The sequence below is a fragment of the Trichocoleus sp. Lan genome (assembly GCF_039961855.1).
Taxonomy (GTDB): domain Bacteria; phylum Cyanobacteriota; class Cyanobacteriia; order Cyanobacteriales; family FACHB-T130; genus FACHB-T130.
Window position 1 is genome coordinate 35,250 of record NZ_JAMPKA010000015.1, and the last position, 23,339, is coordinate 58,588.

10 protein-coding genes are annotated in these 23,339 nt (G+C 48.6%); 4 read left to right on the top strand and 6 right to left on the bottom strand.

Translation table 11 applies throughout. The features are described 5' to 3' along the window. The first annotated feature begins 399 nt into the window (after positions 1-399). The 4 genes from NDA03_RS14735 (at position 400) to NDA03_RS14750 (ending at position 11,093) form a co-directional block, all read left to right on the top strand. Positions 400-7,155 carry a HAMP domain-containing protein gene (locus tag NDA03_RS14735; protein WP_348238417.1) on the top strand — a complete coding sequence of 2,252 codons (6,756 nt, stop codon included), beginning with the start codon at positions 400-402 and terminating at the stop codon, positions 7,153-7,155. A 91-nt stretch (positions 7,156-7,246) separates the two neighbouring features. Further along, a complete protein-coding gene (locus NDA03_RS14740; protein ID WP_190411949.1) occupies positions 7,247-8,083 on the top strand; it encodes a protein-glutamate O-methyltransferase CheR in 837 nt (278 codons plus the stop codon). Between the two features lie 164 nt (positions 8,084-8,247). After that, entirely contained in the window at positions 8,248-8,862 is a 615-nt protein-coding gene (locus NDA03_RS14745; protein WP_190411999.1) for a chemotaxis protein CheB, read from the top strand. Positions 8,863-9,044: 182 nt separating this feature from the next. Continuing rightward, positions 9,045-11,093, top strand: a complete 2,049-nt coding sequence (locus NDA03_RS14750) for a response regulator (RefSeq protein WP_190533788.1) — start codon at positions 9,045-9,047, stop codon at positions 11,091-11,093. 409 nt (positions 11,094-11,502) lie between these two features. On the opposite strand, the gene NDA03_RS14755 is transcribed toward NDA03_RS14750, so the two are convergent. From NDA03_RS14755 to NDA03_RS14780, 6 genes are all read right to left on the bottom strand, one after another. After that, positions 11,503-11,637, bottom strand: coding sequence for a hypothetical protein (locus NDA03_RS14755; protein WP_277877538.1), 135 nt, complete (start codon positions 11,635-11,637; stop codon positions 11,503-11,505). 24 nt (positions 11,638-11,661) lie between these two features. Beyond that, on the bottom strand, positions 11,662-13,146 hold the full coding sequence (gene gatB / locus NDA03_RS14760) for an Asp-tRNA(Asn)/Glu-tRNA(Gln) amidotransferase subunit GatB (RefSeq protein ID WP_190437282.1): 1,485 nt from the start codon (positions 13,144-13,146) through the stop codon (positions 11,662-11,664). A 72-nt stretch (positions 13,147-13,218) separates the two neighbouring features. Then, entirely contained in the window at positions 13,219-13,626 is a 408-nt protein-coding gene (locus NDA03_RS14765; protein WP_348238419.1) for a hypothetical protein, read from the bottom strand. Positions 13,627-13,684: 58 nt separating this feature from the next. Next, entirely contained in the window at positions 13,685-13,867 is a 183-nt protein-coding gene (locus NDA03_RS14770) for a hypothetical protein (RefSeq protein WP_348238421.1), read from the bottom strand. Between the two features lie 463 nt (positions 13,868-14,330). Continuing rightward, positions 14,331-16,982 carry a M48 family metalloprotease gene (locus tag NDA03_RS14775; protein WP_348238423.1) on the bottom strand — a complete coding sequence of 884 codons (2,652 nt, stop codon included), beginning with the start codon at positions 16,980-16,982 and terminating at the stop codon, positions 14,331-14,333. Between the two features lie 102 nt (positions 16,983-17,084). Continuing rightward, positions 17,085-23,189: a CHAT domain-containing protein gene (locus NDA03_RS14780; protein ID WP_348238425.1), complete on the bottom strand. Its 6,105-nt coding sequence runs from the start codon at positions 23,187-23,189 to the stop codon at positions 17,085-17,087. Positions 23,190-23,339: the final 150 nt, after the last annotated feature.

Genomic DNA, 23,339 nt, shown 5'->3' on the forward strand with positions numbered 1-23,339 from the left:
CACCTCTTGTGGGTACTACTACACAATTTGCTTTGTTTTTGGGATACTCTGCTGGGAGAGAGGATGCGATCGCATCCTCTCTCCCTTGCCCTTAGCGCCTACCCCTCAACTCAACTGATTCTTGATATATTAATGACTGACACAGCGACCTTGTACTCATAAACTCAAACAAGTCTCCGAACACAAGCATCTACGCACCACTGGTTAGCGACAACGCGGCTGTTGAATGATAAGTAGCAATGCTCAGCCTGCGTCTTGTAACGAGAAGTTAACACGTTTGAGTCGCCCAAAAGTATTCAAAAAGGGTCGCAGTGCGTCAGAATCATCATTGATATGACAGAATTTTGAACCCGTTACTCAGGCTGCGACAAAAAGTAACCATCCTCGAAGGATAAAGCTATGCCCACTGCACCGGCAACCCCCGATACCGATAATCTCGATGCCAAACAGCTCCTGAGAACGCTCGTAGCTGTTAAAAAAGGTGACTTTTCTGTCCGGATGCCGATTGACCAGACTGGCATGGCGGGGAAAATTGCCGATACGCTCAACGACATCATTGAGATGAATCAGAGGATGGCGACTGAGCTAGAACGGATCAGCACGGTTGTTGGGAAAGAAGGAAAAATCGCCCAGCGTGCTTCGATTGGAACGGCAGGGGGTTCCTGGTCAGCAAGTGTAGATTCTGTCAATACCCTAATTACAGATTTAGTTCAACCGACCGCTGAAACTGCTCGCGTGATCCGGGCAGTTGCCAATGGCGACCTATCTCAGAGAATCGCACCGGAGATTGAAGGGAGAGCCTTGCAAGGGGAATTCCTCCAAACCGCACAGGTCGTCAACACGATGGTGGATCAGCTTTCCTCCTTTGCCTCAGAAGTCACACGGGTAGCCCGTGAAGTGGGCACGGAAGGCAAGCTGGGCGTGCAAGCAGAAGTGAAGGGCGTCGCAGGCACCTGGAAAGATTTGACCGATAACGTCAACTTGATGGCAGGAAATTTGACCGCGCAGGTGCGGAACATCGCCGAAGTGACGACTGCGGTAGCAAATGGCGACCTTTCTAAGAAAATCACCGTCGATGTCAAAGGCGAGATTTTAGAACTGAAAAACACCGTCAACGTCATGGTGGATCAGCTGAACTCCTTTGCCTCAGAAGTCACGCGGGTTGCCCGCGAAGTGGGTACAGAAGGTAAACTGGGCGGTCAAGCAGAAGTTCGCGGCGTTGCCGGAACCTGGAAGGATCTCACCGATTCGGTGAACTTGATGGCGGGGAACTTGACAGCGCAGGTGCGGAACATTGCAGAAGTAACGACGGCAGTAGCAAATGGCGACCTTTCCAAGAAAATCACGGTTGATGTCAAAGGCGAAATTTTAGATTTGAAGGACACCATCAACGTGATGGTGGATCAGCTGAACTCGTTTGCCTCGGAAGTCACACGGGTGGCGCGTGAGGTGGGTGCAGATGGGAAGTTGGGCGGTCAGGCAGAAGTGAAGGGAGTTGCCGGAACTTGGAAGGATCTCACTGATTCGGTGAACTTCATGGCGGGAAGTTTAACCTCCCAGGTGAGGAACATCGCAGAAGTGACGACGGCGGTGGCAAATGGCGACTTGTCGAAGAAAATTACCGTCGATGTGCGCGGGGAAATTTTAGAACTAAAAAACACCGTCAACACGATGGTGGATCAGTTGAACTCCTTCGCCTCGGAAGTGACGCGGGTGGCGCGAGAGGTGGGTACGGAAGGGAAACTGGGCGTACAAGCAGAAGTTGGTGGAGTTGCCGGAACCTGGAAGGATCTCACCGATTCGGTGAACTTGATGGCGGGGAATCTAACCGCGCAGGTGCGGAACATCGCGGAAGTGACGACGGCGGTAGCAAATGGCGACTTGTCGAAGAAAATTACTGTCGATGTCAAAGGGGAAATTTTCGAGCTGAAAAACACCGTCAATATCATGGTGGATCAGCTTTCTTCCTTCGCTTCGGAAGTAACGCGGGTGGCGCGAGAGGTAGGCGCAGATGGGAAGCTGGGTGGTCAGGCGGAGGTGCGGGGCGTTGCCGGAACTTGGAAGGATCTCACCGATTCGGTGAACTTCATGGCGGGTTCTTTGACCGCACAGGTGCGGAACATCGCGGAAGTGACGACGGCGGTTGCCAATGGCGACCTTTCTAAGAAAATTACCGTCGATGTTAAGGGCGAGATTTTAGAGCTAAAAAACACCGTCAATACGATGGTGGATCAGCTCAATTCTTTTGCCTCAGAAGTGACGCGGGTGGCGCGAGAGGTGGGAACGGAAGGGAAACTGGGCGTGCAAGCAGAAGTGCGAGGCGTTGCCGGAACCTGGAAGGATCTCACCGATTCGGTGAACTCGATGGCGGGGAATCTAACCGCACAGGTGCGGAACATCGCGGAAGTGACGACGGCGGTAGCGAACGGCGACCTTTCTAAGAAAATCACGGTTGATGTCAAAGGCGAAATTTTAGAGCTGAAAAAGACGATCAACACGATGGTGGATCAGCTTTCGTCCTTCGCCTCAGAGGTGACGCGGGTGGCGCGAGAGGTGGGTTCGGAAGGGAAACTCGGCGTGCAAGCAGAAGTGCGCGGCGTTGCGGGTACGTGGAAGGATCTCACCGACTCGGTGAACTCGATGGCGGGGAACCTCACCGAACAAGTGCGAAACATTGCGGAAGTGGCAACTGCGATCGCAAATGGCGACTTATCCAAGAAAATTACCGTCCAAGTTAAAGGCGAAATTTTAGAGCTGAAAAACACGATCAATATCATGGTGGATCAGCTTTCGTCCTTTGCCTCAGAGGTAACGCGGGTAGCGCGAGAGGTGGGTTCGGAAGGAAAACTCGGCGTGCAAGCAGATGTACGAGGGGTTGCCGGAACCTGGAAGGATCTCACCGATTCGGTGAACTTCATGGCGGGTTCTTTGACTGCACAGGTGCGAAACATTGCCGCCGTGACGACGGCGGTGGCGAATGGCGACTTATCCAAGAAAATTACCGTCGATGTCAAAGGGGAAATTTTAGAGCTGAAAAACACCGTTAACACGATGGTGGATCAGCTCAACTCGTTTGCCTCGGAGGTGACGCGGGTGGCGCGCGAGGTAGGCACGGAAGGAAAACTCGGCGTACAGGCGGAGGTGCGCGGCGTTGCCGGAACCTGGAAGGATCTCACCGATTCGGTGAACTTCATGGCGGGAAGCTTGACCGCGCAGGTGCGGAACATCGCCGAAGTGACGACGGCGGTGGCGAATGGCGACTTATCCAAGAAAATTACCGTCGATGTTAAAGGCGAGATTTTAGAGCTGAAAAACACGATCAACACGATGGTGGATCAGCTCAACTCGTTTGCCTCGGAGGTAACGCGGGTAGCGAGAGAGGTGGGAACGGAAGGGAAACTGGGCGTACAAGCGTATGTCCGGGGGGTTGCTGGAACCTGGAAAGATTTGACCGATAACGTCAACTTGATGGCGGGGAATCTAACCGCACAGGTGCGGAACATCGCCGAAGTGACGAAGGCGGTAGCAAATGGCGACCTTTCTAAGAAAATCACGGTTGATGTCAAAGGCGAGATTTTGGATCTCAAAGACACGATCAACGTGATGGTGGATCAGCTTTCCTCCTTCGCCTCAGAAGTCACGCGGGTGGCGCGAGAGGTAGGAACCGAAGGGAAATTGGGCGGTCAAGCGGAGGTGCGCGGCGTTGCCGGAACCTGGAAAGATTTGACCGACAACGTGAACTCAATGGCGGGGAACTTAACCGCGCAAGTGCGAGGCATCGCCAAAGTGGTGACGGCAGTTGCCAATGGTGACTTGAAGCGAAAACTGATGCTGGAGGCGAAGGGAGAAATTGAAACCTTAGCCGATACGATCAACGAGATGATCGACACGCTGGCAACGTTTGCCGATCAAGTCACGACAGTGGCGCGAGAGGTCGGAATTGAAGGGAAGCTGGGAGGACAGGCGAAGGTGCCTGGTGCTGCCGGAACCTGGAGAGCGCTAACCGACAACGTGAACGAACTGGCAGCGAATTTAACTACGCAGGTACGAGCGATCGCAGAAGTCGCGATCGCTGTAACCAGAGGCGACCTCACCCGGTCGATTTCCGTCGCTGCACAAGGCGAAGTCGCCATCCTCAAAGACAACATCAACCAGATGATTGCCAACCTGCGGGAAACAACGCAGAAGAATACCGAGCAAGACTGGTTAAAAACCAACCTCGCCAAATTTACCCGGATGCTTCAGGGACAGCGAGATTTGGAAACCGTCTCCAAACTCATTCTCTCGGAACTCGCTCCTCTGGTTTCCGCGCAACACGGTGTGTTTTACCTGATGGAAAGTGGCGAGCAACATCAGGCATTCCTGAAACTCCTGAGTACCTATGCCTACCGCGAGCGCAAGCATCTCGCCAACCACTTCCATTTAGGAGAAGGCTTGGTGGGACAATGCGCCCTGGAAAAAGAACGGATTCTGCTCAGCGAGGTGCCGGACAACTATATCAAGATCAGCTCTGGCTTAGGGGAATCGACTCCGCTGAATGTTGTTGTGTTGCCCGTCCTCTTTGAAGGACAAGTGACTGCGGTGATTGAACTGGCTTCTTTCCGACGATTTAGCGAGATTCACCTCACCTTCTTCGATCAACTCACCGAAAGCATTGCCATCGTTCTGAATACGATCGCGGCTTCGATGCGTACCGAAGAATTGCTCAAGCAATCTACCGCCCTGGCAGAAGAACTCCAAACCCAGCAGAAAGAACTCACAGAAACGAATAAGCGACTGGAACAACAAGCCAAATCACTCCAGGCATCCGAGGAACTGCTCAAGAATCAACAGGAACAGTTGCAGCAAACCAACGAAGAACTGGAAGAGCGATCGCGCTTACTCGCGATGCAAAACCGCGAAGTCGAGCGCAAGAATCGAGAAATCGAACAGGCAAGACAGTCGGTGGAGGAAAAAGCCGAGCAGCTGGCACTCACCTCGAAGTACAAGTCGGAATTCTTGGCGAATATGTCCCACGAACTGCGGACGCCGCTAAATAGCTTGTTGATTTTGGCTCGTCTACTTTCTGATAATCCAGAAGGGAACCTGACGCCGAAGCAAGTCGAATACACCCGCACCATTCATTCCGCAGGCACCGATCTGTTGGGACTGATTAACGACATCTTGGATCTGGCAAAAATTGAATCGGGAACGATGTCGGTTGACATCGATCAGATGTTATTTACCGATTTGCGGAGCCAGATGGAGCGAACGTTCCAGCAAGTGGCGCACGACAAAGGACTCGCCTTTACTGTCGAATCCGACGAAAGACTGCCCAAGGGAATGTATACCGACTCGAAACGGTTACAACAAGTCCTGAAGAATCTGCTCTCGAATGCCTTTAAATTTACGGATCAGGGTGCAGTCCGATTACGAGTCGAGCTAGCCACAGGCGGCTGGAGTTCCGAACAGGGGAGTTTAAATCGCGCCCAGACCGTCATTGCTTTTGCCGTCAGCGACACAGGGATTGGGATTGCACCAGATAAGCAGAGAATTATTTTTGAGGCTTTTCAGCAGGCGGATGGAACAACCAGCCGCAAATACGGCGGCACGGGTTTGGGCTTGTCAATCAGTCGAGAAATTGCCCGACTGCTGGGCGGAGAAATTCGTCTGGTGAGCAGTCCGGGACAGGGAAGCACGTTTACCCTCTATTTGCCGCAAGCTTATCAAGATGGGGCAGCAGGAATGAGTCCGGAAGTGCGAAGTATCCTTCCAGGAGCGCGGAGTCCCGTCGCCCCCAGTACCCTCGCACCCAGTATCCCTCAGACCCTTGATGTTCGACCGGCAACTCTACCAGCAACTCCACTGGCGACTCCACCGGCGAATCGAAACGACGGCGTTCGTTCCTCCAGTCTCGGAGAGGCAAGTGTCGCCGCGAGTCCCTACCCGCGTTCTGCACACATGGCTGACATTAGCGATGACCGGGACGATATCCAAGCGGGCGATCGCGTGTTGCTAATTGTGGAGGACGATATCAATTTTGCCCGGATCTTGTTGGACATGGCACGACAACAAGGCTTCAAAGGGCTGGTGGCGTTGCGAAGCGATACAGCTCTGGCAATGGTGCGAGAATATCAGCCGGATGCGATTACGCTAGATATTCGGTTGCCGGTGATGGATGGCTGGACGGTGTTAGACCGTTTGAAGCACGACCCAGGCACTCGTCACATCCCCGTGCATATCATCTCCGTCGAAGAAGTCCAGCAGCGCAGCTTGCAACAAGGAGCGATCGCTTATCTACAAAAACCTGTCAGCAGCGAAGCCTTAGCGCAGGCGCTATCTGACATTAAGGGATTTGTCGAGCGCCCCGTGAAGAACTTGCTGGTCGTAGAAGATGATGAAACTCAACGCCACAGCATTGTCGAGCTAATCGGTAATAGCGACGTGCAGACGACGGCTGTAGGCACTGGAACAGAGGCACTCGAAGAGCTGAGAACCGGGCACTATGATTGCCTGGTACTAGATTTGGGACTGCCGGATATGACTGGATTTGAGTTGATGGAGCAAATAAAACAGGAGCCTAGCCTGACGACACTCCCGATTATTGTTTATACCGGCAGGGAATTAACCAAGCAACAAGAAACCGAACTCAAGCGCATTGCCGAGACGATTATCATCAAAGACGTGCGATCGCCAGAACGTCTTCTGGATGAAACCGCCTTGTTCCTCCACCGAGTGCAGGCAAATTTACCCCGCCCGAAACAACAAATTCTGGAACAATTGCATCAAACCGATCCGGTTCTGACTGGCAAGAAAGTTTTGATTGTTGATGACGATGTGCGGAATATCTTTGCCCTCACCAGTATGCTGGAACTCCATCAAATGGAAGTGTTGTATGCCGAAAATGGCAGAGATGGCATTGCGAAGTTGCAAGAACGCCCCGACATTGATATTGTCCTGATGGACGTGATGATGCCGGAAATGGACGGTTACGAAACCATGCAAGCCATTCGCCAACTCGATTCATTCGCAACACTACCGATGATCGCTCTCACCGCCAAAGCCATGAAAGGCGATCGCGAAAAGTGTATTGAAGCGGGTGCGTCCGACTACATCACCAAACCTGTGGATACCGAGCAATTGCTCTCCCTGCTTCGCGTCTGGCTCTATCGATAAGGCAAAAGAAAAAAGGCAAAGAAGCAGCAAAAGTTCTTGCTGTTTCTTTGTCTCTGTTTCTTTTACCTTTCTACTTTTTACTTTTTACTGTATGAACACGCCCAAAAATAGCAGCGAACTTGAAGATATTGAAATTCAGTTGCTATTGGAGGGCGTGTATCGTTACTACGGATTTGATTTCCGAAATTATGCTCCCGCTTCACTCAAGCGCCGCATCTGGAATGCGATTCGTGCGGAGCATTTAAGCAGTGTATCCGCGCTTCAGGAAAGAGTCCTCCACGATGCAAACGCGATGGAGCGATTTCTGCTCGGTCTCTCCGTCAACGTGACCGCCATGTTCCGCGATCCGACCTTTTATTTAACATTTAGAAATAAAGTTGTTCCCTTATTGCGAACATATCCATTTATTCGGATCTGGTGTGCAGGTTGTTCAACTGGAGAGGAAGTTTATTCAATCGCAATTTTGTTGCAAGAAGAAGAGCTTTATCACCGTTGCCGCATCTATGCAACCGACATGAATGAGATGGTATTAAGAAAAGCCAAAAGTGGCATTTTTCCCCTCCATTTAATGCAGGAATATACTCAGCATTATCTCAAAGCAGGCGGGATTAAGTCTTTTTCGGAGTATTATACCGCTGCTTATGATAGCGCTATTTTTCGGGCGTCACTCAAAGAAAACATTATTTTTTCTCAACATAATCTAGCGATTGATGGTTCTTTTAATGAATTTAATGTCATCTTATGTCGCAACGTCCTAATCTATTTCAATCCATTTCTTCAGGAACGGGTTCACAATCTTTTGTACGATAGCCTTTGTAGATTTGGGATTTTAGGATTAGGTCGTCAGGAATCCCTGAAAACCACTCTATACGAAAAACACTATGAGGAGTTAGAAAATCATGAAAAGATTTACCGAAAATTGGCTTAATTAAAACTTTCCAATTACAAGTTACATATAAATGCAAGATTTCCCAAATCAATGGAATAAAAAGAAGGTGAATATTTTTTAGGTCAAGAGTAGTAGGTAATTGGAAATCCTTCACTACCCACCCGTTTTATTGAGTTTTGCCCATCTACTGATTCATGGTGAGTATGACTTTTGATATTGTTGTTGTCGGCACATCATTAGGTGGGTTACAAGCTTTAACCGTAATGCTCGCAGGTCTACCAAATACTTTCCCAGCGGCTGTGGTTGTCGTCCAACACCGTCACAAAGCCTCTGATAACACGCTGAGCTTCTTTCTCCAGCAGTACAGCACTTTGCCGGTGGCGGAAGCGGAAGATAAAGAAGAAATTCTGCCTCGACGGGTATACCTAGCTCCCGCTGATTATCACTTACTGGTGGAACCCCGACAGGCATGGGGACACCGCCAAGGTCGGTACGGAGGCATCGCCACATTAGCACTCTCCACTGAGGCTCCTGTATGCAATGCCCGACCGTCGATTGATGTGCTGTTTGAATCGGCAGCTGATGCTTATGCACAGAGAGTTATCGGGGTGATTTTAACCGGAGCAAGTCAGGATGGAGCGAAAGGCTTGGCAAAAATTAAAGCACGCGGCGGACGGGCTATAGTACAAGAGCCTGCAACAGCAGAAAGCCGGATTATGCCGGAAGCCGCGATCGCATCTGTAACGGTAGACTGGATTGTGCAGCTCCAAGACATTGCCCCTCTTTTAGTCAACCTTTGTCAATCGGCTGTGAGGTGAAAAAATCAGATATGTGACGCCAAAGCCCTAGTAGCTCAACAGCCGAATCTAGACACATCAAATCTTCATCTAAAAACCCTGGATTCTGGTTTCTAAAATTTGTAACTTTGGATAGTGGTATCAATCGCTAAACAGTGACAGGCTCGACAAAGCCGCTCAAACAAATCCCGACCTTCCAGAAAATGCAGCCCGAAGAAATAGTTAACGTCCTCCTTGTGGACGATCACCCAGAAAATTTACTGGCTTTGGAGGCAATCCTGGGCAGCCTCGGTCAAAATTTGGTCAGAGCTACATCGGGCGAACAAGCCTTGCGATGTCTGCTGGAGCGCGATTTTGCCGTGATTTTGCTTGATGTCCAGATGCCCGGTCTAGATGGATTTGAGACGGCAAAGCTGATTCGACAACGACAGCGATCGCGCCACACGCCGATTATTTTCCTGACCGCTTTTAGCAGCAGCGACTCTCTGGTTTTCAAAGGTTATTCCCTGGGTGCAGTAGATTACCTGCTCAAACCACTGGAACCGGAAATATTAACCTCCAAGGTGGGGGTGTTTGTTGACTTGTTCAAGAAAACCGCAGAGGTGAAACGACAAGCGGCACAACTGACTGCTGTTAACTTAGAACTTAAGCAAAGTGAAGAGCGTTTTCGCTCGTTAAGTGCCTGCTCGCCCCTAGGCATTTTTATGACCGATATTGAAGGGCGCTGTACATACGCAAATCCGCGCTGCCAAGCGATTTGTGGCTTAACGCCTAATGTAGAAACGGGAACTTTAGCCTCGCTCTACGAAGAAGGCTGGTTGCAGTCGGTACATCCAGAAGACCGCGATCGCGTCTATAGACATTGGTCTACTTGCATGAGCATTGGTCAGGAATGCTCCAACGAGTTTCGCTGCCAGACTCCGGAGGACATTGTGCGTTGGGTTTACCTGCGCTCCTCCCCGATGCTGACCGATACCGGCGAACTTATCGGTCATGTCGGCACCCTAGAAGACATCACCGAGCGCAAAGCCGCAGAGGAAGCCCGCGCTCAGATGATTCGCGAACAGGTGGCACGACAGGAAGCCGAGGCGGCAAACCGAATTAAAGATGAGTTCCTTGCAACCCTGTCTCACGAACTCCGCACTCCCCTCAACTCGATGCTGGGTTGGACTCAACTGCTCCGCAGTCGCAAGTATGATGAAAAGACGACAGCCCGTGCCCTGGAAACGATTGAGCGTAACGCCAAGTTACAGGCGCAACTGATTGAGGATATTCTCGATGTCTCGCGGATTATTCGCGGGAAGCTACGGTTAAATATCTGTCAAGTTAATCTTGTCCCCGTGATTGAGGCGGCGCTGGATGCGGTTCGTCCGGCGGCTGAGGATAAAGGGATTCAATTGGAAAGCGTACTCGATCGCGCCGTGGAACTGGTTCCTGGCGATCCTAACCGCTTGCAGCAAGTTGTTTGGAATCTACTCTCCAATTCGATCAAGTTCACGTCTTCAGGGGGAAAGGTGCAGGTGCGCCTTTTCAAGGATGGCGATCGCGCTCAAATTAGCATCAGCGACACCGGCGTGGGCATCAGCCCAGATTTTCTCCCCTATATTTTCGATCGCTTCCGTCAAGCAGATAGCACCACAACCAGGCGCTATGGTGGCTTGGGACTTGGTTTAGCAATTGTCCACAACTTAGTGGAACTGCAAGGCGGCACGATTGAGGCAAGAAGTGAGGGAGAAGGGAAAGGGTCAACATTTATCGTGAAGCTGCCAGTAGTATCCGATCAGCTCAAGACTTGCGATTTGGAGTCTATCTCCTCAGGTAAAAAAGTCGCGATCGCGTCTCCTCCCTCTCTAGAAACGTTGCAGGTGCTGGTGGTGGATGACGATACAGATACCCGCGATTTTTTGAGGGCGGCGCTAGAACAATACCACGCTCAGGTGACGGCTGTGGCATCGGTTCAGGAAGCGATGCAAGCTCTGGAACACTTAAAACCCGATGTACTGGTGAGCGACATCGGAATGCCGAATGAGGACGGTTATGGCTTGATCCGTAAAGTCAGAGCTTTGGAATCTCAGCGAGGAGAAACGAGCATTCCCGCGATCGCGCTGACTGCTTATGCCAGGGGTGAGGAGCGATCGCAGGCACTCGAAGCAGGTTTCCAGGTACACCTGCCTAAACCCGTTGAGGCAATCAAATTAATTGCTTCTGTGGCAAACTTAGCGGGGCTGAGTACAAAGCTCGCAGACGTGTAGCAATCTCTAAACCAATCATTCTTTCAATCAGGTGATTTCTATAACGACATTGCTTGCTAGCCGCACGGCTGTAAGCGTTGGTTAGGCGATAGATATCCCGCGATGGGAGCAGGACTATCTGTTCGCGCCGATCGTCTTGTCGAAGAAGTCGAACGTCCGGTACAGCGCCTTGAGCGACGCTTCGCGTGTCTGCTTGTAGGTCGATCCGATGAAGCTGTGACCCATTCCCATACAAAAAAAGGCATAAAAAAAAGGAGAGCCACTTGGGCGACTCTCCCGATCATCAGGGTGCATCTACTAAACAAAATATATCACTTGGGGATGAGGGGTGTCACCCCTTATTTTGTTTTTTTCGTGAAGTTTCCTCGCTTTTATGTGAAGTGAAGACGAAGATAATTGTCAACATAAATCAGGCAAAGGGTTGTGCGGCAAATGTAGCAGATACGTATTTCTGCGAGCGATCGCCTGCACATCCGCTACATTTTCTACCAGCACCCGTTGCCTGGGCTTCAGCCTTGCGGAGTAGGTTTTGACGACTCCGCAAGGCGGTATATTTTGGCTTGTCTAACTAACTGTTCAACTTCTGAGCCATCATTTGGTTCGTGAGTTTCGGGTCAGCTTGACCTCCTGTTTGCTTCATCACCTGCCCCACAAAGAAACCCAACAGCTTAGTTTTACCGCTGCGATACTGTTCCAGCTCTTTGGGATTTGCCGCTATAACTTCATTGATGATTTTTTCCAGCTCACCCTTGTCAGAGATTTGCTTGACTCCTTTGCTCTCTACCAGTTCTTTCGCAGAACCCCCTTTAGACAGCAACTCTGGCAGAATCTCTTTAGCGATTTTGCCGCTGATAGTTCCGTCTTCAATTAAGGAGATGAGTTCCGCGAGGATCTGGGGTTTGAGGGCAATTTCAGCGATATTCAGTTTAGCGGTGTTGAGATAGGCAGAAATATCACCCATCACCCAGTTAGCCGCTTGCTTGGGATTCGCCTTGGCAGAAACCGCCGCTTCAAAATACTCCGACACCGATCTATCGTCGGTTAGGACGCGGGCATCGTAAGCAGACAAACCCAATTCACTTTCGTAACGATGACGTTTTTGCGCTGGCAGTTCCGGCAGTTCCGACTTCCACTTAGATAATTGCTCAGCGGAGACTTGTATGGGAGTTAGGTCGGGTTCTGGGAAGTAGCGGTAATCGCTAGAGCCTTCCTTCTTCCGCATACTCACTGTGCGTTGGCTACCTTCCTCCCAAAGCCTGGTTTCTTGAATAATTCGCTCGCCGGATTGGATGGCTTCAATTTGCCGGTCGATTTCGTACTCAATCGCCCGTTGGATGGCGTTGAAGGAGTTCATATTTTTGATTTCGACCTTCGTGCCAAACTCCTTCTGACCAACCGGACGCACGGAGATATTCACGTCGCAGCGCAGCGAACCTTCTTGCATATTGCCGTCACTGACGCCCAGATAGCGGACAATCCGGCGCAGTTCTTGGGCATATTCAGCAGCTTCAACCCCCGAACGGATATCCGGTTCGGAGACAATTTCTACCAAGGGAATGCCGGTGCGGTTGTAGTCTACTAAAGAATAGGTAGAACCAGAGAGTCTTTCACTACCCGCATGAACCAATTTTCCAGCATCTTCTTCCATGTGCAGGCGAGTGATGCCAATCTTTTTGCGGATGGGATTGCCATCTGCGTCAGTTAGCTCAATCTCCAGCCAACCATGTTCGGCAATGGGCAAATCGTACTGAGAAACTTGATAATTTTTGGGCAGATCGGGATAAAAATATTGCTTACGGTCAAATTTGCTATAAGGAGCGATCGCGCAGTTGAGAGCCAAACCGGCTTTAACCGCGTACTCCAGCACCTTTTGATTCAGCACCGGCAATACTCCAGGCATTCCCATACACACTGGACAGACATTCTGATTGGGCGTCGCACCAAATTCGGTGGAGCAATTACAGAAAATCTTGGTTTCGGTACTGAGTTGACAGTGAGTTTCCAGACCGATAATAGCTTCGTACTGAGTTTTAACCGGAGCAGCAGTCGTCATGAGCTTACAGAGTGCAGATAATTGCAACACTTCGGCTCTATTTTAGCTTTGTCTTAACCTCGCAGCCCTTAATTAATCAAAAACGACTTCTGGATTCATGTCTGCTGGTGATTTCCAATCGATTCCGTACTCTGCTTTTAAAATACGTTTCTTCTCAGCCCAGAATCGCTCGGCAAAGGCTGCGTCTCTTGGTTCGTTCGCCAGGTTTTCGTCTGCTTTTCGACCGGCGTCTGCAATCAGTTGTTCATATTTCGGAGCAAATTCTTTTAAATCGTGCTTGATTTCCCCTGGATTCTTCCCCAGGTTCAGCCTTATTTGAACTTCCCGAACTAGCTTAGGCAGAACAAAGGCAACATAGCGATCGCGATACTTCTCACCTTGACTGACATCATCTGGCGTTTTTTGGAGTCCTAGTCTCGCCCCGACTCCTAATAAGGTTAAGCTTAATAAAATTCCTAGAATAACCTTTGAGGATTTCATCAACCAACTCTCCTAAATTAGGGAATGCCCAACATCTTAGCATCAGAACTAAAGATGTCTATCCGCTCATTTTCATCTGGATAAAGTAGAGGAGGCACGCTTGCGATCGCGCGGTTCTAGTCCGGTTTAAATCTTGCAGCGAGAGATTAAAAATTGCGAACCGCCACAATTCGGCGCTATCGGGATTACTCTCAAATAATTTAGCTTCCGTTAGATAGTCAGAAGCCGAGTTGACTTCCAAAATGAGTCTATAAAAGCGAAATAATTTAGCAATATAAATTTTGAAAGTATTACTAATCTAATGAGTGTCGATTTTATTTTTAGGGATATAACATTAGTCGTTGCTTCGCAGGCGACGCCGAGAAAACAAAGGAACAGAAATAGATGAATTCACGACGGATCTAAATCTTTTGACGATTCAGGTTGAAGAAGCGCGATCGCTGAAATTCTCTCTTTTTGTATACGCCTTTTGGCTTGTGAATATGCTAAAAAAAACCAGCCACTCGCGGCGACTGGTCAAGCTTGCTGTGTTGGGAGGAGGAAAACCTGATGCCAAGACGAAAAAGCTATGCAATTATCCCGTAGATAGCCAACCTGCGTCTCGATACACTAAGTCGTCCCTTGTTAAGGAATGTAACACATTTTTTTCAAAAGCTGCAATATTTATTTACAAACAGTCATTTGTGCGTGTGCCAACTTGTGCATTAAATGCCGAACAAGATAATGTAAGTTCCCCAAGCCGCAGCTAAACAGGCAATAATCGTTGACCAGATAGGGTGCCGACTAAGACTGGTGATGCCGCCTTGGGTTCGTAGGGTTTCTAAGTCAATCCAGGGGGTCGCGCCTTGCCGAAACCATCCAGTTGCGGTGACTTGCCGATTTACGAAGTCGCTGGGACGAGTGGACAAGGGTAAAAGATTACCAATAGAACCCAGTTGAGAGCAATAATGTAACTTAACCAAGCCGGTGTCGGTTTGTAGGATTAAATCCTGTCCCAGCCAGTTGCTAATCCCTTGACGCCCCAAGAGTTTTCCTTGCAGACGCACCGGCTGACTATCCACAGGTAAAGCATCGATTCGAGTCGATAAATCGGATAGGTTGGGGTTCGTTTGCAGAGTGGAAGCTTTGATATCTGGAAAGAAGGAATTGATCCGCAAAAAGGTGCCAATGCTAAAACCTATCGGCAGGCAACCGACAAGGATCGTCCAGTAATCGTCGAGTATCCATGCAAGTTGCCGGATTCCCAGCCAGCTGCCAATCCACCCCAACAGCCAGAACAAGCACCCCAAGGCTAAACCAGACAAAATGCCAAAGAAGGGGGCACCTTGTAACCAAAGTTTTGACTTTTTAGTTTTAAGCGAAGATGCTCGAATCCGCTGTTCGGACATTTGAGTGAAGTCAAGTTCTGTCTCTAGCTTCCAGTGGCGGGCGTAGAGGCATAACAAGTACAGGCGATCGCCCATTAAAGGATGGCTGTTGTTGATGACCATCCACTGGCGATGGGGGTTGAGATAGCCCCATTGCAACAGGGATTCCCAAGGCGTCTGGGAGGGAAAGCTGCCCAAGCTGATGGCTTGCCGATATCCCACTGGCGTCAGTAAATCAAAGCCTTCCAAAAGCCAGCGGGTAGACTGGTGTTTTTGGATATCAGCAGCAATGCCACGGGTAACTTTCAATAAAGCGCGGGAGAAGGCATTTGGGTTGCCAGTGATATCTGCCGCTATGCGATCGCTATAGATAATTCGCAGCCGCGACAGCCACAAACCGATAAAGCAAACTAGCCAAAATAAGCCGTAACTCAAAGCCGAAACAACCACCGCTGGAATCTTTAGCAGGGGGCTTTGTAAGCGGTCTCCCCACTGCGCGACTTGTCGGTACAAGGTGTAAGGAATCTGGGCGATTAGCATGATGAGGGACATCACTGCCAAATTCAATCCCAACGGTAAACAAGCCAGGGCAATCCACCAACAAGTCCAAGCCCAGTCTGAGTTCCTCAACAGGCTAAAAAAGCCTCCAATCAGGAACATTATGGTTGCCATCACCAAACCGACCAACTTGTTTTGGACAATGTGCCCCAACTCGCTGGCATAGACTGTGGCGATTTCATCCTCTGCCAGTTGATCTAAGAGTCCTTGACTGACCACAATTCGGGCAGTGCGAGGCAGATTTCCATAAGTGAGTGCGACTGGGGCGCTGATGGGTAAGATCCGCAAAGTCGGCACGGGCAAACGGCGCTGTCCGCAATAGCGGGGTAGCATCTTGGCGGCTTCTGGGCTGGATTTAGACAGCGCTGACAGCGACAGCGGTTGCATCTTCTCAAATTGCTTGAGGAAGAAGTCTAGTAGCCAGGGAGACAGACACGCTAGCAGCACCAACACGGTCACGATAGGCCAAGTCGGGTCTTCGTAAAAAGCTGGGATAGGCTGCAAAAACGGCAGGTTGATGAGGAAGTTGTTCGTCGTCGTCATCAAGAACTGCACGAGAACGCGAATTACCCAGAAAAGCGCGATCGCAGTCCCTGCTTGAAGCAACCACAGACGTTCTGGTTTCACTGCTGGCATTGCTCGCCATCCTTTGGCGCGTCCTGCTTGACGCCAGCCAATAATACTGGTCGATTCTAGAATTTTCTCATCTGTTGGGGTCTCAGATGGCGTCTCAGAAATGACCCCTGTGTCTGCTGCTGTATCTGGCGCAATCGGTGCTTCTGTCGGGGCGGCTACTTCTGCCTCTAGGTTGCTTTCCGCTTCTTTCCCTTTGCCCTGTACTAAGGGTGAGTTGGAGGGTGTTACCTTTTGTACTGGCTTAGTGCTGTTCGCCCTGACGCTTTCAGAGGCAGGTTGAGCGGCTTTTGCCCCTTGTGCGGGTGAAGTAGCAGGCGTTTGCAAGGGGACAAACCCGGTCGTGTCTAGAGCAGGCGACACGGATGGTTGAGGCTTTTGGGGCGGTTGGTCTAAGGGAATAAATCCGGTGACATCTGACGTAGACGCAGCCCCCGGTGCGGGTGACGTGGCGGGCGTTTGCAAGGGGACAAACCCGGTCGCCTCTGAAGTTCGTGGAGGAGAAGGCGTTTTTTGAAGTTGAGGATAACGATTGACCAAATTAGCCAAATTCCGCTCTCCCCAGTCCTTCACCTTGGGGTATTTGCTTTGACTGAGGGTTTGGCAAAGCGATCGCGCTTTCTCGATTTCGCCAGTGCGTTCATAGGCAACCACCAGCCCCATCTGAGCGCGGAGGACTGTCTTTTGACTCAACTCAAACTCGCAAACGCCTTCTAGGTGAGCGATCGCATCTGGATAATTTCCCTGTTTCAGGGCTGCTAGACCAGCTTCCAGAGAGGGATTGGGAACAGAAGCCATAAAAATTCAACAGCACTCGGCTTCCTTCCAAGATACCCTCACTTCAGCGATCGCCTATCATTCAGCCAATTTTCAATTTTCAACCGCAGATGGCTACCCGTTTCAGTTAGATTCACCAATTAAAGTAAAAGCCGCCCAGTCTCTAGGGTCGGGGTGTTGTTTCATGGTTGTTAGCATCGCTTGCCGCAATGCTTGGGAGCGATCGGGGTTGAGCTGGAGATTTTTGTAAAACTCGGTCATTAAAGAGGCTGTTGGTGCATCGGGAACCGACCACAAAGAGACAATGATGCTGGGGACACCCGCACTAATAAATGAACGTGATAAGCCAATCACGCCATCCCCGGTAATTTTGCCTCGTCCGGTGTCACAAGCACTCAAAACGACTAATTCTGCATTGAGCTTCAGGTCGAGGATTTCAGAAGCCGTGAGTAAACCTTCATCTGAACCGGATGGAGCCAAAGCGATCGCACTGTTCAATCCCTGGATATCATCGAATATCCCATGTGTTGCCAGATGAATAATTCCGGCAGAAGGCAATGCTTGCGCGATCGCGGCTTTAGTCGCTTGCTTCCCTGTAATCGCCTGAGTCTTGAGTAGTTTAGCAATCTCTTTAGCTTCCTGTTCCGCTCCCGACAAGTTCGATAACTGCTCTGCGGGTTCTCCAGGTTTCAGCACCACCTTAGGCATTGTGGGATTGCCGACTATCAGCGCATTCTTGCTAGAAAAAGTCCGTGTATCCCCATTCAAAACCCGTTTTGTGCCCTGATGGGTTAAATCCAGCAATTGAATCGAAGGAGCCGTCAGAATGGTATGTTTTTCTATCAGGTATTTGCCAGAAGCATCTTGGAAAGCTGGAAATGGCGCGAGGAACAGCGCATCTTGCGGAATAAAAATTACACGAGCATTTGGATCAACAGGTAGCTCTTCCGCAATGGGTTTAATCAGCAGTTGATGGAGTTGCTGTAATCGTTTAGTCGGGCTTTCTTCCTCTATCAGTTCCGCTACAATACCGCCAGCGCGACCCCTGACCCCTATAGATTCACGGGTGTTGGCAACGAGGTCTTGTAGAGAAAGATTCTGTTTCTGCCACAGTGGTTTGAGATCGGCTGTCCGAAACGTCACTTCACCTGTAGGCTTGATGACCCAAATATAGAGTTCTGATTCCTTTGTTTGTTCTTTCCCTTGAACTTTGAAATTATCGTAAATAACCGAATATTCAACAAGAGTTGCATTTTGTTTCTTGGCAACTTGTTTAATCAGCTCGATATTGGGCGTAGTAATGCTAGATTGCTCTTTTGGTTTAGGTTCTAATCGAGAAGCCAGTAACTCCACAAAAGCACGCGCCCTTCCTCGTTCGGCAATTTCCAAGGCTTCATTAGTTTTATTCTGAGCAATTAAAACTTCCTGCAACAGGCGGTAAGTCCGAGCTTGCCTTTCAAAAATAGAAACTTTATTAGCATCTTCTAATTTAACTCGTAAATCTTCCCAAATCTTGATAGCATCGCGGAGGTATTTTTCAGCTTCCGGTAGATTACCTTTTTTGCGATAAGCATTAGCTAAATTATTCAAGGCATTGCCTTCTGCTTCCTTATCTTCTTTTTGTTGTGCAATAGCTAAGGTTTGTTTGTAGTAATCAATTGCTTTCGTAGCATCTCCTTGGGCTAAGTAAATATTTGCCAAACCTGCCAAACCTTCGTATCTGCTGAATTGTAATGTTTCTGTATAATATTGAATTGCTTTGGCATAATCGCTTGAATAATAATAAATATTCGCCAAGTTAACTTTATTTTTAGCGATGCCAAAGACGTTTTCTTGTTCCTCGTCAATACTTAATGCTTGCAAATAATCTTTAATTGCTTTTTCAGTTTTCCCCTGTTGATTATAACTATAGCCTCGACTTCGTAAAATCTCTGCTTTAATTTGAGGATTAGAGTAATTTTCGACAAGTATTAAAGCATCCTTGTAAAACTGAATAGCTTTGTCATAAGCAGCTAAAGAGTTATAAACGTTTCCCAGATTTGAGAGAATATTTATTTGTCTTTCTAAGTAATTATATTGTTTGGCTAGGTTGAAGGCTTCAGTGTAGTAATTAATTGTCTTGGTGTATTCGCCTATGCAATAGTAAGCATTACCCAGTTTTTCACGCATAAAGCTTTCATTTTCTTTATCTCCAATTTCTTTGTAAACTTTAAGCGCTTTTTCCCAAGGCTCAAATGCTAAGGCACAATTAGGTGGAGGAAATTCCAGATTTCTCAGTGTGTCTGCTTTGGCTAGCAAAGAAGAAGGTGTTTCAGGCAAAGTCAAAGTTGCTAGAAGCTTGCCTGACAAGTTCCACAAACGGATAGTGCCGTCATCAGATGCAGTAGCAATCAATTTTCCATCAGAGCTAAAGTTAGCGCTGTTGATATCAAACTCATGTCCTTTTAGTTCGGCTATTAATTTGCCAGAAATATCCCAAACACGAGCTGTCTTCCGAGAGATTGTAAGGATAAATTTTCCATCAATGCTAAAACTGGCACTGTTGACTCTATCCTCATGCTTTGTTTCTACTAACTGCTTGCCAAAGGTATCCCAGATACGAGCTGTACCATCAGCCGATGTAGTAACAATTAGCTTTCCGTCAGGGCTAAAGCCAGCACTGTTTACTCTTTGTTGATGTCCTTTGAGTTCCACTAATAGGTTAAGAGAAGTATTCCACAAACGAGCAACCCCATCTTCAGAGGCGGTTATAATTTGCTTACCATCTGGACTAAAACTCGCACTTGTAACATAATTTTCAAGCTCCGCAAGCAATCTCCCGGCAATATCCCAAAGGCGCACTTCATTAAATAAGCCTGTAGTGATAATCAGCTTACTATCAGGGCTAAAACTTGCACCGTATATACCACTCCACTTATTGCCTTGAAGTACTGTTAGTAACTTACCAGAAGTATCCCAAATACGAGCTGTTTCGTCTGAAGATGCAGTGACAATCAAGTTCCCATTTGGGCTAAAACTAGCACTCCAAACTTCATCCTGATGCCCTTTGAGTACCGCCCATGGATTTCCGGACTTGTCCCAAAGTCGGGCTGTTTTGTCCTTAGATGCAGTAACAATAAACTTACCATTCGGGCTGAAACTTACCGTGTTAACTTGATGTTCATGACCTTTAAGTTCAGCTAACAGTTTGCCTGAAACTTTCCAAATACGAGTAGTCCCGTCTTTAAAAGTACCAACAATACGTTGTCCATCGGGACTAAAAATAGCGCTTATTGCTAGGTTCAGATTGATAGCGATTTCGGTTAGCAGCTTACCGGAAGTATCCCAAATACGGCTCGTACCATCCCAAGATGCAGTAGCTATCCGCTTGCCATCAGGACTGAAACTGGCATTTACAACCTGTTCTCGATGCCCCTTAAGTTCGACTAGCTGCTTACCTGACAAGTCCCAAATACGGGCAGTTTTGTCCCAAGATGTGGTGACTATTCGATTTCCATCAGGACTGAAACTGGCACTATCGACATTTTCTTCGTGACCTTTGAGGATAGCTAGCTGCTTGCCTGATAAGTCCCACACACGGGCTGTTTCATCCCAGGATGCAGTAACAATGAGTTTACCATCTGGGCTAAATTTTGCATTTCTGACAGAACTTTCATGACCTTTGAGTTCCACGAGCTGCTTGCCTGACAAATCCCACACACGGCCGGTTTTATCACCAGATGCAGTAACAATTAGCTTGCCATCAGGACTAAAACTAGCACTGTTAACCTCATCCTCGTGTCCTGTTATGAGCAATAGCTGTTTACCTTTTGTATCCCATAAACGGACAGTTTCATCTTTGGATGTGGTAACAATTAGTTTGCCATCCGGGCTAAAACTCGCAGTGTTGACGCAACAGTTATGTCCTCTCAGTTCTGCTAAGAACTTACCGGAAATATCCCAGACACGAGCCGTTTCATCATCGGATGCAGTGACAATCAGTTTACCATTGGGGCTAAAATTGGCATCTAAAACACAACACTTATGTCCTCTGAGAATCGCCTGTAATTGACCCGAAGAACTCCAAATACGAGAGATACCATCATCCGATGCGGTTACAATTAACTGACCATCGCCACTAAAACTCGCACTTCTAACTCTTCCTGGAGATTTTCGTTCAGATGATCGTTGTGGAGATTTTGGTTCCAGCGCCTTAAATTGAGCAAGCGATTTATCGGATAAATACCACACATGAGCTATGCCACCCCTATAAGTAGTAACGATGTATTTGCCATCTGCACTGAAGCGGGCATTATCCCCATTTCCTAGTGCTGCTAGCCGCTTGCCGGAAGTATCCCAGAGGTAAATATCAACACCTTCAGTAACAATCAGCTTACCATCGGGGCTAAAAGCAGCGCTGTTGCCTCCTTGGAGTTCAGCTAGCTGCTCACCAGAGATATTCCAGATTCGGGTTGTACGGTCTTTACTTGATGCCGTAAGAATTAGCTTGCCATTTGGACTAAAACTTGCTGCGTTTACTTCTTTTTGATGTCCTTTGAGTTCTGCTAGCAAATTGCCTGAAGTATCCCACACACGGGAAGTTTCATCGTCAGATGCTGTGACAATCAATTTGCCATCTGGGCTAAAACTGACACTATTAATGTCTCCCTCATGTCCTTTGAGTTCTGCTAGCTGTTTACCAGAAATATCCCAGACACGAGCAGTTTTATCTCTAGATGCAGTGACAATCAATTTACCATCCGGACTAACACTTACAGCAGCTTGGCGTAAGCTAGCGTTGAAGCTCAAGGAAACTTTGAGTTCGGTTAATACCTTGCCAGCGGTGTTCCACAATTGAACTGCATCGAATGAATTGGTAATAATATACTTTCCATTTTCGCTAAAGTCTGCTCTGTAAACATCTTTGAGTTCTGCTAACAACTTGCCTGAGGTATCCCACAAACGGGCTATTTTGTCTTCTGATACAGTAATAATCTGCTGCGTCTGTGGGCTAAAAGTAGCATAAATATTTTTTTTCTGATTTCCTTTAAGTTCTACTCGCTGCCGATTTGACAAATCCCATACGAAGAGGGTTTCCTCTTGCCAATCCTTACTGGAAGCAATGACAACCAATTTACCCTCTGGGCTAACGCCACCATCCTTAAAAATGGCCTGTTCCGTTCGTAGTTCTGTTAGCAACTTTTTGGAGGTGTTCCAGACACGCGCTGTACCGTCAACAGATGCAGTAACTATAAGTTTCCCATCCGGACTAAATTTGCCACTGTTAACACTACCCTGATGCCCTGTCAAAAAAGCTAGTATTCTACCCGAAGAGTCCCAAAAAGCTGCTGTTTGGCGAACTGAACCTGTAACAATCCGTTGCCCATCAGGACTAAAAGTTGCACTGTATACACCTTCACTATGCCCTCTCAGTTCTGCCAATTGTTTCCCCAACAAATCCCACACCCGTGCCGTTTTATCATCCGATGCTGTAACTATTCGCTTGCCATCGGGACTAAAAGTTGCACTCCATACTGTGTCAGTATGCCCAGTCAGTTCCGCCAACAGCTTGCCAGACAAATCCCAGACACGGGCAGTTTTGTCAGCAGATGCGGTGACTAGACGTTTGCCATCTGGACTAAAACTCGCACTGTAGACACTGCCTGAATGTCCTTTGATTTGCAGCAGTAACTTGCCCGAAGTGTCCCACACGCGAGCAGTTTTGTCAGCACCTGCGGTGACGATACGTCCTCCATCGGGACTAAAACTGGCACTATAAACATTGCCTTGATGCCCAGTAAGTTCCGCTAGCTGTTTGCCCGACAAATCCCACACACGGGCAGTACCGTCAAACGATGCGGTGACAATGCGATCGCCATCGGGACTAAAATTGGCACTCCGGACACTAGCCGAATGCCCCCGCAGTTCTACTACCACCTTGCCAGAGGTATCCCACACCCACGCAGTACCGTCAGTTCCGGCGGTGACAATTAGCTTGCCATCTGGGCTAAAACTGGCGCTGTTGACACTCCCCTGATGCCCTTTGAGTTCAGCTTCTTGTGCGATGTAATCAATAAAGCTGCCTGATACAGCCGGTTTGGCGGCGGGATTTTGGTCTAATTTCTGGTTATGGGGGGTTTGCGCGATCGCCTTCATATCGAATATGACTGGAAAATAAACAGGCAAGGGGGTTGAGATACCGAAGGCGAACCAAGGTAGAAAAAGTAGACCAATTCTTGGGAGACGCATAAATCTCAATGAGGGCAGCGCGATCGCGATTATCTACTGGAATACTTATCTCTCACAATTTGGCACTTATGTAATTCGATCTATAGTTTTTTGCCAGAAACTGGGTTTCTCGAAGAATTGCTCCTGCAAACTGGATTGGGAAGGGAGCGA

What these genes read in the sequence shown, in the direction of transcription:
- NDA03_RS14740 (WP_190411949.1), top strand. Translation starts at nt 7,247, where the DNA reads ATGAACACGCCCAAAAATAGCAGCGAACTTGAAGATATTGAAATTCAG.
- NDA03_RS14775 (WP_348238423.1), bottom strand. Translation starts at nt 16,982, where the DNA reads ATGGCTTCTGTTCCCAATCCCTCTCTGGAAGCTGGTCTAGCAGCCCTG.
- NDA03_RS14780 (WP_348238425.1), bottom strand. Translation starts at nt 23,189, where the DNA reads ATGCGTCTCCCAAGAATTGGTCTACTTTTTCTACCTTGGTTCGCCTTC.
- NDA03_RS14735 (WP_348238417.1), top strand. Translation starts at nt 400, where the DNA reads ATGCCCACTGCACCGGCAACCCCCGATACCGATAATCTCGATGCCAAA.
- NDA03_RS14750 (WP_190533788.1), top strand. Translation starts at nt 9,045, where the DNA reads ATGCAGCCCGAAGAAATAGTTAACGTCCTCCTTGTGGACGATCACCCA.
- NDA03_RS14765 (WP_348238419.1), bottom strand. Translation starts at nt 13,626, where the DNA reads ATGAAATCCTCAAAGGTTATTCTAGGAATTTTATTAAGCTTAACCTTA.
- gatB (WP_190437282.1), bottom strand. Translation starts at nt 13,146, where the DNA reads ATGACGACTGCTGCTCCGGTTAAAACTCAGTACGAAGCTATTATCGGT.
- NDA03_RS14745 (WP_190411999.1), top strand. Translation starts at nt 8,248, where the DNA reads ATGACTTTTGATATTGTTGTTGTCGGCACATCATTAGGTGGGTTACAA.